Source organism: Gottfriedia acidiceleris (assembly GCF_023115465.1).
Classification (GTDB): domain Bacteria; phylum Bacillota; class Bacilli; order Bacillales; family Bacillaceae_G; genus Gottfriedia; species Gottfriedia acidiceleris_B.
In genome coordinates, this window is sequence record NZ_CP096034.1 from 1,465,123 (window position 1) to 1,481,246 (window position 16,124).

16 protein-coding genes and 1 pseudogene are annotated in these 16,124 nt (G+C 31.6%); 12 read left to right on the top strand and 5 right to left on the bottom strand.

Annotated elements, in window-relative coordinates; translation table 11 throughout:
• Nucleotides 1-512 precede the first annotated feature (512 nt).
• Nucleotides 513-647: a hypothetical protein gene (locus MY490_RS22100; protein WP_268875887.1), complete on the bottom strand. Its 135-nt coding sequence runs from the start codon at nucleotides 645-647 to the stop codon at nucleotides 513-515.
• A 216-nt stretch (nucleotides 648-863) separates the two neighbouring features.
• Between MY490_RS22100 and MY490_RS06835 the strand changes: the two genes are divergently transcribed.
• The 5 genes from MY490_RS06835 to MY490_RS06855 all read left to right on the top strand — a co-directional run bounded on the left by MY490_RS06835 (nucleotide 864) and on the right by MY490_RS06855 (nucleotide 5,197).
• A complete protein-coding gene (locus tag MY490_RS06835) occupies nucleotides 864-1,607 on the top strand; it encodes a metallophosphoesterase family protein (protein ID WP_248268556.1) in 744 nt (247 codons plus the stop codon).
• A 413-nt stretch (nucleotides 1,608-2,020) separates the two neighbouring features.
• Nucleotides 2,021-2,359: a hypothetical protein gene (locus MY490_RS06840; RefSeq protein WP_248268557.1), complete on the top strand. Its 339-nt coding sequence runs from the start codon at nucleotides 2,021-2,023 to the stop codon at nucleotides 2,357-2,359.
• A 206-nt stretch (nucleotides 2,360-2,565) separates the two neighbouring features.
• Nucleotides 2,566-2,820, top strand: a complete 255-nt coding sequence (locus MY490_RS06845; RefSeq protein ID WP_248268558.1) for a DUF2187 family protein — start codon at nucleotides 2,566-2,568, stop codon at nucleotides 2,818-2,820.
• A 469-nt stretch (nucleotides 2,821-3,289) separates the two neighbouring features.
• On the top strand, nucleotides 3,290-4,186 hold the full coding sequence (locus tag MY490_RS06850; protein WP_248268559.1) for an ABC transporter ATP-binding protein: 897 nt from the start codon (nucleotides 3,290-3,292) through the stop codon (nucleotides 4,184-4,186).
• 54 nt (nucleotides 4,187-4,240) lie between these two features.
• On the top strand, nucleotides 4,241-5,197 hold the full coding sequence (locus MY490_RS06855) for an ABC transporter permease (RefSeq protein ID WP_248268560.1): 957 nt from the start codon (nucleotides 4,241-4,243) through the stop codon (nucleotides 5,195-5,197).
• An 81-nt stretch (nucleotides 5,198-5,278) separates the two neighbouring features.
• Here the strand turns inward: MY490_RS06855 and MY490_RS06860 are convergent, their stop codons facing one another.
• Entirely contained in the window at nucleotides 5,279-5,917 is a 639-nt protein-coding gene (locus MY490_RS06860; RefSeq protein WP_248268561.1) for a GntR family transcriptional regulator, read from the bottom strand.
• A gap of 380 nt (nucleotides 5,918-6,297) precedes the next feature.
• Complete coding sequence (locus MY490_RS06865) at nucleotides 6,298-6,945, bottom strand: GntR family transcriptional regulator (RefSeq protein WP_248268562.1); 648 nt, start codon at nucleotides 6,943-6,945, stop codon at nucleotides 6,298-6,300.
• A gap of 283 nt (nucleotides 6,946-7,228) precedes the next feature.
• Here MY490_RS06865 and MY490_RS06870 point away from each other — a divergent pair, with 283 nt between their 5' ends.
• The 4 genes from MY490_RS06870 to MY490_RS06885 all read left to right on the top strand — a co-directional run bounded on the left by MY490_RS06870 (nucleotide 7,229) and on the right by MY490_RS06885 (nucleotide 12,280).
• Nucleotides 7,229-8,716, top strand: coding sequence for a spore germination protein (locus MY490_RS06870; RefSeq protein WP_248268563.1), 1,488 nt, complete (start codon nucleotides 7,229-7,231; stop codon nucleotides 8,714-8,716).
• A 17-nt stretch (nucleotides 8,717-8,733) separates the two neighbouring features.
• The gene (locus tag MY490_RS06875; RefSeq protein WP_248268564.1) at nucleotides 8,734-9,819 is read left to right on the top strand and encodes a GerAB/ArcD/ProY family transporter; all 1,086 of its coding nucleotides are present in this window, start codon (nucleotides 8,734-8,736) and stop codon (nucleotides 9,817-9,819) included.
• On the top strand, nucleotides 9,816-10,898 hold the full coding sequence (locus tag MY490_RS06880; RefSeq protein ID WP_248268565.1) for a Ger(x)C family spore germination protein: 1,083 nt from the start codon (nucleotides 9,816-9,818) through the stop codon (nucleotides 10,896-10,898). Before MY490_RS06875 ends, MY490_RS06880 begins: the two co-directional genes overlap by 4 nt.
• Before the next feature lie 266 nt (nucleotides 10,899-11,164).
• Complete coding sequence (locus MY490_RS06885; RefSeq protein ID WP_248268566.1) at nucleotides 11,165-12,280, top strand: GGDEF domain-containing protein; 1,116 nt, start codon at nucleotides 11,165-11,167, stop codon at nucleotides 12,278-12,280.
• Between the two features lie 74 nt (nucleotides 12,281-12,354).
• Here the strand turns inward: MY490_RS06885 and MY490_RS06890 are convergent, their stop codons facing one another.
• Nucleotides 12,355-12,849, bottom strand: coding sequence for a hypothetical protein (locus MY490_RS06890; RefSeq protein ID WP_248268567.1), 495 nt, complete (start codon nucleotides 12,847-12,849; stop codon nucleotides 12,355-12,357).
• Nucleotides 12,850-12,947: 98 nt separating this feature from the next.
• Between MY490_RS06890 and MY490_RS06895 the strand changes: the two genes are divergently transcribed.
• The 3 genes and pseudogenes from MY490_RS06895 to MY490_RS22295 all read left to right on the top strand — a co-directional run.
• Complete coding sequence (locus MY490_RS06895; protein WP_248268568.1) at nucleotides 12,948-13,529, top strand: vWA domain-containing protein; 582 nt, start codon at nucleotides 12,948-12,950, stop codon at nucleotides 13,527-13,529.
• Between the two features lie 140 nt (nucleotides 13,530-13,669).
• Complete coding sequence (locus MY490_RS06900; protein ID WP_248268569.1) at nucleotides 13,670-14,104, top strand: DUF6526 family protein; 435 nt, start codon at nucleotides 13,670-13,672, stop codon at nucleotides 14,102-14,104.
• Nucleotides 14,105-14,286: 182 nt separating this feature from the next.
• Nucleotides 14,287-14,437, top strand: a pseudogene (locus MY490_RS22295) (phosphate ABC transporter permease PstA); the annotation flags it as partial.
• 212 nt (nucleotides 14,438-14,649) lie between these two features.
• On the opposite strand, the gene MY490_RS06905 reads toward MY490_RS22295, so the two are convergent.
• On the bottom strand, nucleotides 14,650-15,858 hold the full coding sequence (locus MY490_RS06905; protein ID WP_248268570.1) for a macrolide family glycosyltransferase: 1,209 nt from the start codon (nucleotides 15,856-15,858) through the stop codon (nucleotides 14,650-14,652).
• Nucleotides 15,859-16,124: the final 266 nt, after the last annotated feature.

The following is a 16,124-nucleotide window of genomic DNA, read 5'->3' on the forward strand; positions in this document are numbered from 1 at the left end:
AAACTAAAATATTTCTACGAATTTATAGATATTTAAATTTATGGAAAATTACTCTTTGAAGAAGGTATATATGTAATGAAAATTAAAGAAAAAGTAGTGTGATTTCTTAGTATTCAGCTATATATAGTAAGAATAAATTTTACTAATATTATCCATTGTTAATATATTCACAAACTAATCAATGAAAATATGAGGACATGGATTATCTCTAGAAAGAGGATCTTTCATTATAGTATCTTATATCCTTGGATAGATGAGCAGTTTCTAATGGAGTCTAAAATTTTTGAATAGGTTAAACCTAAGTGGTATTTGCAAATGGTTAAGAAGTACAATAGGAGCAATTAAAAAATCTATAAATTTACTTTAATGAATTTTAAAGTATCTAAAATTCATATCAGAAAATTTATTTAAAGTATATCACAGGGAAAAAAAGGTATTAAGGAAATTTGTTACAATTTGTGGAACATTAAATAGAAAAAAGGCACCCTTTATAGAGCACCCTTCTAATTAACTCACTTCTTACAATCATAAGCAACCAAAGTAATATCCAATTCCTCTTCCAAATTCTCAATCTTACTCTTCGCATCACTAGTTAAATCTGCAATAAAAAAGTCACTATTATTTAAATCTTTATTCTCATTACTCATTTAAAAAAACCCCTTTACCAAAAATTTTACCTTTTCATTATTCCCGGTGGTATAAAAACTATCCTAGCTATAATTTGACATTTAAATAAAATTTTATTATGTAAAAAAGCAATAAGGGGGATAACTTACTTTCGTAATTCATATTTGTTAAACTATTTATATTATTTAAATAATTTAGTGGTAATAATAGGTATACAGACAGAAAGGGTTGGATGTATGGATAAGGATACGGTATTTGCAATTGGAGATATACATGGCAGTATAAATGAATTAGAAAAATTACTTAAACAATGGAATCCAGATAATGAAAGGCTAGTACTACTTGGCGATTTAGTAGATCGTGGTGAGAATCCATACGAGGTTTTGATCAGAGCGCAGCAATTAGAAACAGAATATGGAGCGGTTGTTTTACTAGGAAATCATGAGCAAATGTTATTGGACTGGCTTGAGCAACCTGAGTTTAAACAAACGTATTATTACGGACAAGGTGGTTTAGAAACAATTAATTCATTTTTTAAATTTGAAATTACAAATAAAAGAGGTCCGAATGAAGTAGCACAATTAATGAAAGAGCAATTTGAATCTGAATTACAATTTATTAAATCTAGACCATTGTATTTTGAATGGGGAAATTATGTATTTGTTCATGCCGGAGTCGATCTTAATCTTGAAGATTGGAAAGAAACGACGGACAAGGAATTTTACTGGATTCGCGATGAGTTCCATTACGGAAAAAATGAAACAAATAAAACATTTATTTTCGGCCATACTCCAACTTCAATCCTTCACAAAACTGAAGGTAAATTCGATATATGGTATTCACCTTGTAAAACGAAAATCTGCATTGATGGAGCAGCTGCATATGGTGGGATTTTACATGGGATTAAAGTAAATAAAGATGGAATTCTGTCCACATATTCAATTCCTTCTAAGACAAAGTCTACGAAGTATGAAATATAAATTTATAAAAAATTGAAGAGCTTCAGTAATTATATTTAGTTGAAAAAGACCATATAATAGTCATTTGAAATTTTTTAGTTGTCTTCTCAAAAAGGGACGTAACTGCATAATTTTCAATTTAGTTTTCCAACAAAGGTAGCCTTTATTTAAGAAAAAGGCTGCCTTTGTTGATAATAGCCAGGTCAAATTAATTGAAAGTAAATGAAGTTATGGGGATTGACATGATAAAAAAATCAGGTACTATTATATGTTTTTGGATTATTATGATAAAATTAAACTTATTCAAGTTCATTTTGAGGTAAATGGTCATTTGAATAGGAAGAAGAGCGATCGATATGAGCTCTGACCTTTAATATTTCAGAGGTTGACTTTCCGACTACAAGAGAAGCCATTGTGGCTAAGGAGGAATTAAAATGACAAAACTAGACCTACTGAAAGAATTTATTCTTAACAAAGAATTAGACATCGATGTATCTATACCTACTGAGGATTATACAAATTTTTCATACAATGGATTTGATGCGGGTACAGTCTATAATAATGACACCTACAGAATTTCTGTAGCTCGTGGAACGAAGGTAGAACGACTATTCCGTAAACGTAAATACAAAATGAAGGTTTCTAAAGACAATAACAACAATCTAGTTGCAATTTTTGAACTAGCAAGTGCTAATGATTTTGTTCAAGTTAAGACGCTGCTTTTGAATATTGATAAATTAGCTAGCAACGGACTTCGTGTAAACGTTGGTTAAATAATATGATCGAACCCACCAATAGATGGTGGGTTTTGTTTCATCTGATGTTCACATTATAGAATAAAACATTGGTTATCTAGCACTGTATATACACCAATTTTTAGGTACACGGTCACGATGAAATCTAGTATCCGGTTCACTTTTGAATATTCAGATATTTTTGTAATATTAAATAAAAGTTGATGGAAAAAGGTGACTAAGATATGTGCAAAAATAATAAAACAATCATAACAATGAATAAATATTATGTTAGACCAGGTGACGAAATACAATTTACTCCAAGAGAGGCTAATGAGATCAAACCAAATTTAGTAAAAGGAATTGTAACAAAAGTTCTTTCAAACTCTGTAATTGTAGATATGAGAAATGATTGTACTCACCGAAAATATTACGAACATGATCACACTGTAATCAATCACAAAAAGTATAAAATATTAGCTTCTATTTCAAAAAGTTAACAAGCTTAATTTCCTAGAAAATAGCCTTAGCCCAAATTAAAGGGTTAAGGCTATTTTAAATTTTAGGTACAAATACACCTATGATATTCCTAAATTAGTAAAAATTAAATATGTAAAACTACCTTAGATTTAAAAAAGAACTCAACAAATTTCATTTCTGGTGAAAGAATGAAGTGGGAATTTTTGTTGTTTATTGCCTATTTATACGGTCTATAAAAATAGTTTTTTTGGCAATATAAAATTTAAAGAAAAGAAAACAAGTGCCATTAATATCCACAAATTTACACTGTGACTACTAAAATATTTCAGAAATCAGTTAAAAATAATGAAATATGTAATATTCTTCATATTTTTGTAATAATACTTTCCAGTTTTTAATAAACTCAGACTTTAGTCCGTTTTGCTGTCCAATTAGTTTTGTTAAAATAGAATTAGAAATTTAGAAAATATTGGAAATAAGGAGGACGAAATGAAAAAGGCTATTGTACAAATTAAGAACTTATCAAAGGAAATAAAAGGGAATAAGATTGTTTCTGATTTAAGCTTTGATATTTTTGAAGGGGAAGTTTTTGGATTCTTAGGTCCAAATGGAGCTGGTAAGACGACGACGATCAGGATGATGGTTGGTTTGATGAATATTTCTGAAGGTGACGTTATCATTAATGGTCATAGTATTAAGTCCAACTTTGAAGAAGCAATTAAGAATGTAGGAGCAATTGTAGAAAATCCAGAATTGTATAAATTTCTAAGTGGTTATGATAATTTATTGCAATATGCTCGAATGGATAAGACTGTAACAAAAGAGAAGATTGATGAAGTTGTTGAGCTTGTTGGTTTAACTGGGGCTATTCGTCAAAAAGTTAAAACGTATTCTCTTGGTATGAGGCAGCGTCTTGGTTTAGCTCAATGTTTATTGCATGATCCGAAGGTTTTAATTCTTGATGAGCCTACGAATGGACTTGATCCAGCGGGTATCCGTGAAATGAGAGATCACCTGCAGCTGCTTACGAAGAAAAAAGGGATGGCCATTATAGTATCGAGTCACTTATTAGCAGAAATGGAAATGATGTGTGATCGAATTGGTATAATTCAACAAGGTAAGCTTGTAGATGTACAGACAGTAACAGAGCTTACTACTGAAGATGTTCAAACGTATTCAATTGAAGTGAATAATAATGAAACTGCACTTAAAGTATTATCTAAACATAATGCACAGTTAGTTGATGGAGAAATACATATTGAATTAACGAGAGAAGATGTACCGAATGTAATTGAGTTATTAGTCGAAAATCGCATTCGTGTATATGGATTTAAGGCAAATTCAAAAACATTGGAAGATCGTTTCTTAGAAATTACGAATGTTTAACAACTCTTTAGTTTGTTGGTGCTTTAGAATTTCAAAAAGAAAGGAACTTAGAACATGTTAAAATTGATTCAAAATGAATGGATAAAGATTATTAAAAGACCAGGTACAATAGTGATGGTTGCTATTATTATTTTACTTGTAGGTGCTATGGGTTCATTTGTAAAATATAATGAACATAAAAAAGAGCAAAATGGAGATAAGAATTGGAAGCAAACATTACAAGTACAAACAGCGGAAGATAAAAAACAATTAAAAGGTATAAGTGATAAAAACAACCCAGAAAAACCATATTTAGAACGATCAATTGCAATTAATGAGTACCGAATAAATCATAATATATCACCTAATGAAAAGACGAATGTTTGGACTTTTATGGATACTTCATCAAGTTTAATTATTTTAGTAGGACTATTTACGATTATCGTTTCTGCCAATATAGTGGCGAGTGAGTTTAATTGGGGTACGATTAAACTATTACTAATTCGTCCGTTTTCTAGAAAAAAAATAATTATGTCAAAGTACTTAACTAGTATTCTATTTGGTTTTGCGATGTTATTTATATTATTTGTAGTTTCGAATTTACTAGGTTTAGTACTATTTGGTACAGGAAGTGGGAATACTTCATATTTAGCATATGTTGATGGTCATGTTGTAGAGCAAAGTAGACTTGTCTATTCTGCAAAACTTTATGTAATGAGCTTTATCGAAACATTTATGCTTGCTACGATGGCGTTTATGGTTTCAACAGTATTTAGGAACAATACAATTGCGATCGGTATTTCAATTTTACTATTAACAGTCGGAAATACGGTAACAGTTATTTTGGCTGGATTCTTTGACTGGACAAAATTTATCTTATTTGCCAATACAAATTTAATGCAATACGTCAATGGTACTCCACCAGTTGAAGGGATGACAATGACATTCTCAGTAATTATGCTATTAGTCTATTTTGTTATTTTCCTAGGATTATCATTAGTTGTATTTTCAAAACGAGATGTAACAGCTTAAGTTGTTAGAGTATTCTTTTTATGTACTAGTTTCATTGAAAAAAGCCTTATTCAAAGTGAAGAATAAGGCTTTTTCATATTTCTAGAATAATGATTGTATTTTTTCTTTCATCATTTCATTATATCGTTTCAATGCTTGGTCATACTCTTTTTCTTCAAAAAATTTAGTTAATTCTTCATACTGCTGAATATGATTTTCAATTGAACTTCTTCTATAGGAATAGTATTTACTTGCAATAATCTCAAATTTATTTTGTAAAGCTCCGATCGTTTCCATCATTAAATCGTTTTGGCTCGTTTGTAAAATAAGATTATGATAGCGATTTGCTTCTTCGAAATATAAATCATGCTCTTCTTCAGCAACCGCATTTTTCAATAACTGAATGCAATCATTCATTTCATTAATTGGAAAATCAAGCATTTTCCTTTTAGCTTTTTCAATACTTCCAATCCCTAAAAATAATCGGCATTCTAAAAAATTAACGATATCGATCATTGTGATTTGAATATTTTGCACCATTGATCCTTGGTTTTTAAAATGTTTAACCAAACCAGTTGATTCTAATTTGACAAGTGCTCTTCTGATCGGGGTTCTACTCATGTTCAAATCCTTTACAAGTGATGCTTCAGTTATATATGTTCCAGGAGAATATTTACCTTGTATGATAAATTTTTTGATTTCTTCATATGCTTTTTGTTCTAGTGTTATATTATTTGGCAAGTAATTCACCATCCTACTTTCTAGTTTTATTTTAATGTGTAGCTAAACAAAGAGTTGGATTTTTTTTTATAAATCTCTCATTATACTTACAAATCAATAGAACCATTATTATACACAAAGTATACAATGAAAATTGACTAAATAGTATAGAAAAATAATTGTTTCATATATATGGTAATAAAGGGAATTAGCTAATTGAATTAATCAAAGTGGTAAATGAAGTAGGCGGGTGTTTAAAGGAATCAGAAGTAGATAAGTTAATGTTGTATTAATCTAGAGTAAAAATTGTATACAAAAATATTTTTATTAGTTAATTCTCGATAATCAATAAAAAACATCTAAAGACTTAAAAGGTTTAGATGTTTTTTATTGTATTTTCATTAAAACATTAAATCCATAAATGCTTCTTCTTTCAATTGAGTTAATATTTCAGTTGCTTTATCAAATTCAGATTTTTCGACAAGGTCAACAAGAGAGCTATATAAGTTTAATGTGTGTGGAATTCTATTTTTTCTTACGTTAAATACATTAGATGACGTTGCTTCTTCAGTAAATCTTTTCCATAGATGATCAAGCATTTCGATGATTAAATTATTTTGAGAATTTAGTAAGAATGTTTTATAAAACTCTGTCAACGCTCGGTGATAATTGTAGGAATCATCTTGATTGTATGCTTTTTCCATAGAGGCAGTAATTTCTCTAAGTAGTTTGACATTAAATGGAGTATGCTTTCTTTGGGATTTTTCAACACAAAATACAGCAAAGCACCATTGAATTTCAATCATATTTATAATTTCATGTAAAGTAAAATGAGTATATGTAACAGTTGTTCCATGAAAGTTATTATGTGATAACAACCCTTCGGATACAAGCCTTCCAAGTGCTCTTCTAATCGGTGTTCTGCTCATTTGAAGCTCAGATACAAGTGCAGTTTCTTTTAAATGCATACCAGTTTGATACTCACCTGAAAGGATTAAACTTTTTAATTTTTCATATGCAATTTGTTCTAATGTTTTCTCTTTTGCCATTTTATTCTCCTACTAAAATATATTAACCATTTCATAAAAGGTCTCCTTATTGAATCATTTAATTAGTATACAATAAAAATCCAATTGTTAAACTTTTGAATAAATATTTCATTTTTTTATACATGCAGATAGGTCTTAACTAGATATAAATGAAGTTACTGTAATGCATAATACAATAACTTTTTTTGAACAATTAGTTAAACGATGTAATTTTTTACCATTTAGTAGAATAATTTCCATCCCTTTTTCAAATCATAAATTAAAATCGAAATAGGGGAACAGTATGAGAACTTATAAAGATAGTAAGAAAAGAGATTCTTCAAAAGAAAATTGGATTGATGAATTATCGAAATCAAATGATTTCATTAAATTTAAAACTTCAAGTGATCTAGAGAATGAAAGTTATTATAGCATCTATTTTTATCGAACGTTAATTAAGTCTGAGACTATGCATGAACAGATACTTCCATATTTGACCAAGAACTATACATTAGAAGATTTGATGTCTCAGCTTCCTGTTCAACAACTTACGATTACTTCAGATAGTTCTAAAATCATAAGTAAACTTTTACAAGGTTATATGGCAATTCAGTATGGTGAAAATAAAACTGATAGCTTACTTGTTAATATTCAAAAGAATGTTTCAAGAACGATTGGTCCTCCTCTAATGGAAGCTACTACTTTAGGGCCGCAAGTTGGATTTGTAGAAGATATCGATGTAAACATAAATTTAATTCGAAATAAATTACCAATTTCTGATCTTCATGTGGAGGAATTGGAAGTTGGGGAGCTATCAAAAACTAGAGTTGCGGTTATCTATTTAAGTGGAATTGCTGATGATGAAAATATTAATACGGTTACACAGAGGATTAAAGATATCCAATATGATCATATACCAGATAGTTCTTTTATTTCGGGAATGATCGGGGATAACACGCATTCTATTTTTCCACAATCGATTCCAACTGAAAGACTTGATCGTACAATCGGAGGTTTAACGGAAGGGAAAATTGCCATAGTTGTTGACGGTTCTCCAAATGTTCTTCTTACACCTGCTTTAATTGACGAAACTTTTATAGCGATGGAAGACTATTATGTCAATTGGGTGCTTGCAACTTTTTTCCGTTTTCTTAGAATGTTTGGTTTTGCACTTTCAATCTTTATAACACCATTTTATGTTGCAATTCTGACTTATCATTACGAACTCATCCCACCTCGCTTACTTGAATCTTTAATCCTATCAAGAGCATCCGTACCATTTCAGCCAATTTTTGAGGTTTTATTTTTAGAAATTACAATCGAACTAGTTAAAGAAGCAGGACTTCGTTTACCTTCCAAAATTGGGCAAACACTTGGTATTGTTGGTGGGATTGTTATTGGTCAAGCGGTTGTTGAAGCTAAACTAACAAGTAATATTCTCTTAATTCTTGTAGGTCTAGGTACACTCGCTTCTTACACTTCTGCAATTTATAAGTTTAATAATACAATCCGATTTATTAAATTTCCTGTTATATTAATGGCTCAAATTATTGGCCTTTTAGGTATTTTTATGGGATTTATTTATTTAATGACTCATTTACTACGATTAACATCTTTAGGAAGACCGTATATTGGTTCTTACCCTTTTAGAAAAACTTCATTCTCTGATTTGTGGATAAGATTACCTTTTGCAATGCAGAAGAAAAGACCAACAAATTTAAGACCAGCTAGTCTATTTCGAGCAACTAATGATATAAAACGTCCTGGTCCACCAAGTGATTTTGATGAATAAGATGAGGAGATGTGATCATGGCATCGTATAGAAGACAACAGGTATCACCTTACCTCCTGTTTTTTATTATTTCAAGCTCTCAAATAGGAGTGGGTGTTTTAGGGTTTCAACGAATCATTGCAAAAGATGCTGGTTATGATGCATGGATTAGTGTAATCATTGCTGGACTGGCTGTTAATGCAGTTTTATGGTTTATGTATAAAATATTAACGAAGGCACAAGGCGATATTATTGATGCCCATAAGCAATTATTTGGTCATATTATTGGTTCAACTTTAAGTATAGTCATTTTATTGTATTATCTAATATTATCTATTTCTGTTCTAAGATTATATATTGAAATCGTTCAAGTTTGGATGTTTCCGTCACTATCAACATGGCTTTTAGCAATTATCATATTATTTTTATGCTATTACATTGTATCAGGTGGATTTCGTGTTGTAGTAGGAATTGCTTTTTTATCTGGAGTCTTCACAGCACTGCTTTATGCTTTGCTATTTCATTTACCACAACAGTATATGCATTTTGATAATATATTACCTGTATTTGATCATTCATTTAAAGATCTGTTGCTATCTGCAAAACAATCAATCTATACGATGGCGGGATTTGAAGTTTTACTAATGGTCTTTCCCTTTATTAAGAATGGAAATTCTTCTCAAAAGTTTGCTCAATTTGGAGCTGGCTTTTCAACATTAATTTTCACTTTATCAGCTTTTACAACATTCTTACTTTTAAGTGAAAAACAAATTCAACATATAATCTGGGCGAGACTTTATATTGCTAAGTTAATCAATTTTCCATTTTTAGAAAGAATTGAATATATTCTAATTTCTAGTTTCTTAATTAAGGTTATTTCAATTTTAGCGCTGCTATTATGGAGCACAAGTAGAGGACTAAAATTAATCTTTAAATGGAAACAAAAGTATACATTAATATTGATTAGTGCTATTAGTTTTATTGTTTGTCAATTACTTGAAACTCGATATGAAATTAATATTTTCACGGATTATACTAGTAAAATTTCCCTTTATCTTTTTTATATTTATATACCACTTTTTTCAATCATCTTTCTGATGACTAAGTCTGGGAAAGCAACATGAAAAAATATCATTTTTTCATTATTATTTGTATTGTATTCATTTTAAATGGATGTGCACTTGTTCCGTCTGCGAATGTTAATGAACTAAATATTATTGAAATAGCAGGATTCGACCTGACAAAAAACAATCTACTAAAAGGGAGTGTTGTTTTTCCTGTGTTTCGTCCATCTGGGGAGACAAAGTTTGGAATGTCTGCTGCAAGTGGGGAAACGATTAAAAAAATACGGGAAAGATTAGATAGTCAAATGCGGTATCGTTTAATGTCAGGTCAGCTCCGAGTTGCTATATTCAGTTTAGACTTAGCAAAAAAAGGTTTTTTTCCGATCATTGATACGTTTAACCGGGACCCTGCCATTGGAAATCTAATGCAATTAGCTATAGTTGATGGCCAATCCAATGATTTACTATCATTAAAACAGTATCAAAATGAAAACCTAGCTTTATATTTATATGATTTACTTAAACATAATTCAGAGACTGGCCCTTTTCCTTATACTGACTTCTCAACATTTATGTATCAATATTTTGAAGTAGGACAGGACCCTTATTTACCTGTGTTAAAAGTAGTGAATGACAAGATTGATTTAACTGGAATTGCACTCTTTAAAAGAGATAAACTCGTAACAATTGTTCCATGGAAATATGCTTTCATTTTTAAGAGTATGATGGAAGATTATAAACAAGGTTTACATCAGTTCAAAATAGATGGAGAATATGTAGCAATTGACAATTTAGTATCAAAAAATAAACTTGATATCAAAATTAAAAAAGGGAAACCAGAATTTACAATTCATTTGAATATGAATGCTAGAATTCAGGAATATACAGGTGATAAACCAATCGTATTCCCAAAACATATTAAACAAATATCGAAAGCAATTAAAAAGGATATTGAAAAAAATGCTCAAGAGATTATTTCAATCCTTCAAAAAAATAATGTTGATCCAATTGGCCTAGGCTCAAAGTTAGAAGCTCATCAAAGAGACTTTGATTGGAAAAAATGGAGGAAACAATATCCTAGTGCAAAAATTAATGTAAAAGTTAAGTTAGATATACTTCATACTGGCATCGTTGAATAATCATGATCATGAAAAAGGACTATTAAAAAGTAAATAAAATTAAAAAGAGGACGTCTGAAGGTTATTGTTAACCAAAAGACGCCTATTTTTTATAACGTTCATATTCAAAAAAAGTGTATGTAAATTGTATACAAAATGTGTTTGTAGTATGTTAATATAATATTACGGAAGAATAAACTATATTAATAAAGCAAAAATGAATTACGAAAAAGTCTAACATTTTCAAAATAATTCCTATTTATTTTAAGGTAATTCCTGGAGGGATTATGCTTTTTAAAAATATTTTCATAACCCATACAATCATCATTAGTTTTTTTTATTTAACCTCTTCTATTTTATGGGGAGAAGCAAGACAAAGGTTTGCAGGAAAATCGAAATTTCAAGAGTTTTTTATTGGATTTCTATTGAGTGGATTAACGATATTATTATTAAATTTCCCAATTTTCACAGATCATGGAACAAATATACAAATTAAAACACTTGGAATGGAAATTGCAGCAATATTTTTTGGAAATATTACCTTAGTGACAATGTTTTTTTTCGATCTTATTGCTTTTTATTTTATTAATGGATTTAACTTTGTTTACTTAATCGATTCACTATTGCTATTGTTTGTTTTATGTTTTGGTTTTTATATGAAGTATGAAAAATGGGATGAAAAGAAAAGAATTCTTATTTTGACCCCAATGATTATTTTGTTTAAGTGTATTGGTTTTTATTTAATAGAAAAATGGATGCTAAGGCCGGTTGGTGTCATTGTAATTGGAAGATTACTTCAAACGATTGGGTTTTGGTTTTTAATGTATGTTCCAGCATTATTATTAAGTTACTTTATAGCGTATCAAACACGTAATACAGAAATAAAATTAAAGAAAATGGAAAATATCGCAAATGTTGACAGTCTAACTGGACTATATAACCGTAGATACTTTGAAAAACAACTTTTAAATGGATGCTCAATATCTTATGAATCATCAATACCAATAACATTATTAATGATCGATGTGGATTATTTTAAAAAATATAACGATCTATATGGTCACCCTAAAGGTGATGAATGCTTAAGAAGAGTAGCTACTAGTTTGCAATTAGAAACGACGAGCGAATTAGGTATTGTTGCACGGTATGGTGGGGAGGAATTCTCAATCTTGTTACCGAAAACTGATCTGAATGATGCACTTAAAATAGGTAACCGATTATGTAAAAATATAAAAAAATTAAAGATTGAACATGAGCAATCAGAGAAAAAACTAGTTACATTAAGTATTGGTGTAGCATCATTGATTGCCGAAAATGATCAAGATTACTTAAAGTTAGTTAAGCAAGCTGATCAGGCATTGTACAGATCAAAACATAATGGAAGAGATCAAGTGAGTTACTAAAATATGTTAAAAAAACATCTATTAATCACTTCAGAAAAAGGTGATTTAAGATGTTTTTTATTTATTTTGTTGTTTTATTTTAATAGTGGATTTAAATTAAAGTGGTTCAAAGCTTCGTTGACTAAGTCGATATCATAAATGTTTTTCTCTAAGAAAAATTTTATAACTAAGTCATTTAAATCGCTGTCTGATAATGTATAGCCTGCAGAACTTAAGAGATCGCACGTTTCAATTTTATCTAGTTCAAGTGCTAGTGATAAAGCAATTATTGTATTTTTCTTTGGAAGGTAATTAGGAATGGAGCGGATTTTTGAAAAATGTTTTCGGTCAATTCCCGCCTTTTTATAAATTAATGGATCACTGACATTTTTTTTATCAATAAAGTTAAACAAGAGCTCTTTAAATGTTGGTTTCAGTTTATTTTTAATAAATGCTTCAATTTCTATATTTTCTAAAGGCTCAGCAGCATACATTTCATTCTGACTAAAAAGTATTTCTTCTTTTTTTACTTCATCTAAATGGCGTTTTACATATAGTTGTAATTCAATCAAAAATTCTTGGTTAAGCAATTTAAAATCCCCCTTCCAAAATGTCTCTTTTAAGGCGACCTATCTACTAATTAATTCAGTTACTATTATAACATCAAGAATGAAGGGGCTGATTAAGAATGAACAGTAATAAAACAGAAATTATATTTTTAATCGATAGAAGTGGTTCAATGGCAGGACTTGAAAGTGATACGATCGGCGGATTTAACGCATTTATAAAAAAACAAAGTAGTTTTGATGGAGAAACAATTGTAACAACAGTGCTTTTTGACGACCAGTATGAAGTCTTAAGGAATGGGCGAAATGCACAAGAAGTAAAATTAACGAATAAAGAGTATTTTATAAGGGGCACTACTGCACTTTTAGATGCAATAGGTAAAACCATCTTAGATGTCGGCAACAGATTGTCTTTATGTAATGAAATGGAAAAACCTAGTAAAGTCATATTTGTTATTACTACTGATGGGTTAGAGAATGCGAGTGTTGAATTCACGTATAGTAAAGTGAAACAACTAATCCATCACCAACAAGAAAAGTATAATTGGGAATTTATTTTTATGGGAGCAAATATTGATGTAGCAAAAGAAGCTAGTAGCCTAGGAATTTTAAAAGAAAATGCTTATACTTTTGAATCTTCAAATGAAGGTGTTGAAAATATGTATAGTATAATAAGCGAAGTAGTTTCTGAAAAAAGAATATAATTTAAATTAGAATCTAGTAGGTCTTTTTGACTTATTAGATTTTTTTATTGTAAATAAAAATTCTAAAATGATAAATAAGTAGTAAGATTAATAATGTTAGAATAAGGTGCATAAAACATATCTAGAGGAGAGATGTACATATGAAACCCCAAAGCTTAGATCATCACGTTCGATATCATCCAGTTTTCCATTTTTTTGGAGCACCATTAGCATTAATCACAATCATTGGTTCAATCGTTAACTTGTGTATCGCGATAAAAAATAGCGATCACATTTGGTTAGCAGTATTTATTTTAGTAACTTCGCTTTTATTAGTTGTTTCGTTTTTTCTAACAAGACTTTATTCCAACAAAGTGCAAGACCGTGTCATTCGAATGGAAGAAAATTTTCGTCACTTTACGCTAACTGGTAAACCGTTAAATCCTCAATTAACAATGGGGCAAATCATTGCATTACGATTCTCAAGTGATGAGGAATTTGTAGCGTTAAGTGAAAAAGCGGTAAATGAAGGACTGAGTTCGAAAGAGATTAAACAAAATATTAAAAATTGGCGAGCGGATGAATATCGCGTTTAATTTTTTGTAAGGGGCCTATTGAAGGTCCTTTTTCATTTTTAGAGGGATTCTTTAAAAATTAAATCTTGATTTTTGATTTTTGAACTAAAAAAGGGTGCCTAATTAGACAACCTTTAGAAAAATTTATGTAACCAATGCAAGCGTTCGTATTAGGGGAGACATGTATAATGTAAGTTCGAGGAATTGATAAGATATGGACAACCATTTTCTATATCGTTTCATCACTTGTTGTATTATTTTTATTTATTATGGTAGATTATTTTGGTTTAGCAAAGTAAAACTCAGTCAGGTGGAGGAATTGGTCCACAATTATTTAATTCGTTTTATTCATTGCCAGATCTTTACCACTAGAGTTGGGTCAGGAATATACTTGGTTGAATAGGGTTGACCTTTTTTCGTTAGGTCTAATGATAGCGGTAGTCGGGGAAGAATATTATATAGCCTATACTTATCTGGAGTATAGGCTATATAGTAGCTGTTACAGACAACGTGATGAATCGTACGAAAAAAGACCGACGATATTCATATTCTTGGAGCACTTCTTACTATTTGATACCGCGTTCCTGGCGAAATCGATCCGCCGCTGACAGAGCAGCACGGTAGCCGCCAGCGTCGCGTAGGGATTGACCGATAGTTGCGGCGCTGCTCTTGAAGCGTTGTTCGTTAAAGGCCTGATTTACTGCATCCCGAAGTTTGCCCGCGGTAAGCTTGGATTTGTTCAATACGACACCTGCCCCCAACTTCTCTACACGCGCAGCGATAATAGGTTGATCGGCCGCGTGAGGAATGAGCACCAATGGCACATCGTAGTACAGTGCCTCAGACACGCTGTTCATACCGCCGTGACTCACAAAGACGGCCGACCGTTGCAATACCTCCAGCTGTGGCACATACGGACGGGCAATGATGTGGGAAGGTGCGTTCCGGAAAAATTCCATATCCGTATTGCGCCCCGCAGAGATCACCACCTGATAGCTCGCATCTCGGAAGGCATCCAGACATAACTGAAAGAAGGGTTCGCTCTTGGCTAATACAGTTCCCATGGAAATGTACACAACGGGTCTGTCGTCCTCATTCAGAGAGCCTAGCGGGAAGTCCGAGTGGCTTTCACGTATGGAAATGGATGGCCCGGTGAATACGTACGAATCGTCGAGGCGCTCATAATCCGGTTGGAAGTAGGTACTAGTATAGACCAGATTCAGTTGACCGGTCTGAGAGAACACCTCATTGATGGATGGCGCCGGTACGTCGTATGTTTCGGCAAGATTGGCGGAAAGCCTCTTGATCTCGGGAATGAACTTCCCTCCCTTTAGGAGGTCGCCCACTTGCTTCAGCAGAGTCTCACCTGCCATCTTAGGTTTCTTACCAGTCGAAGCAAAGGAAGCATGTGAGGCAATGTGTGGCAGCTTCAAGAGTCGGGCTATTAAATTGCCCCATCCGAAAAGGGAGTCGTGGAACACATAGTCGTAAGCCTCTTGCCGGGCCTGCTCCACTACTGTCGACACGACTTGGTCGGCAGAGTTTAGGAGCAAAACAATAAATTCTAAAAAATGAGAGATGTCCTCTTGGCGTACGCCACCTAGGAAGTTGTCGAAAGGCTTGAAGACTGCTCCTGCGGCCTCCGCTTTGCCACGGGCATCCTCAGTGCTGTAGAAGTGTACCTCATCCCCGTTCTCACACCAGGCTTTGATGATCGGTAGCATGGGATTCACATGTCCATCACCAATTCCACCAATTGCTAATATCTTTGCCATATTCATTCCCCCTTATATGTAATCTCCAATAGTAATGCATTGAGTGCACATTGTAACATTTAATTGTAGTATGTTTTAGGGCTTATGTCTATATGAACATTTGTACAGGGAATGCTAGAAAATCTACCTAGTAGCTTCTTCTACAACAATAATCTGGAGGAGAAATTTGACTAAGAAATATAGATATTTAACGATTCATTTTCTAATTAACTCAAAAACTTCTAGGTTTTATATGCATAAAAAAGTATAGTTTGACGAACGAATAA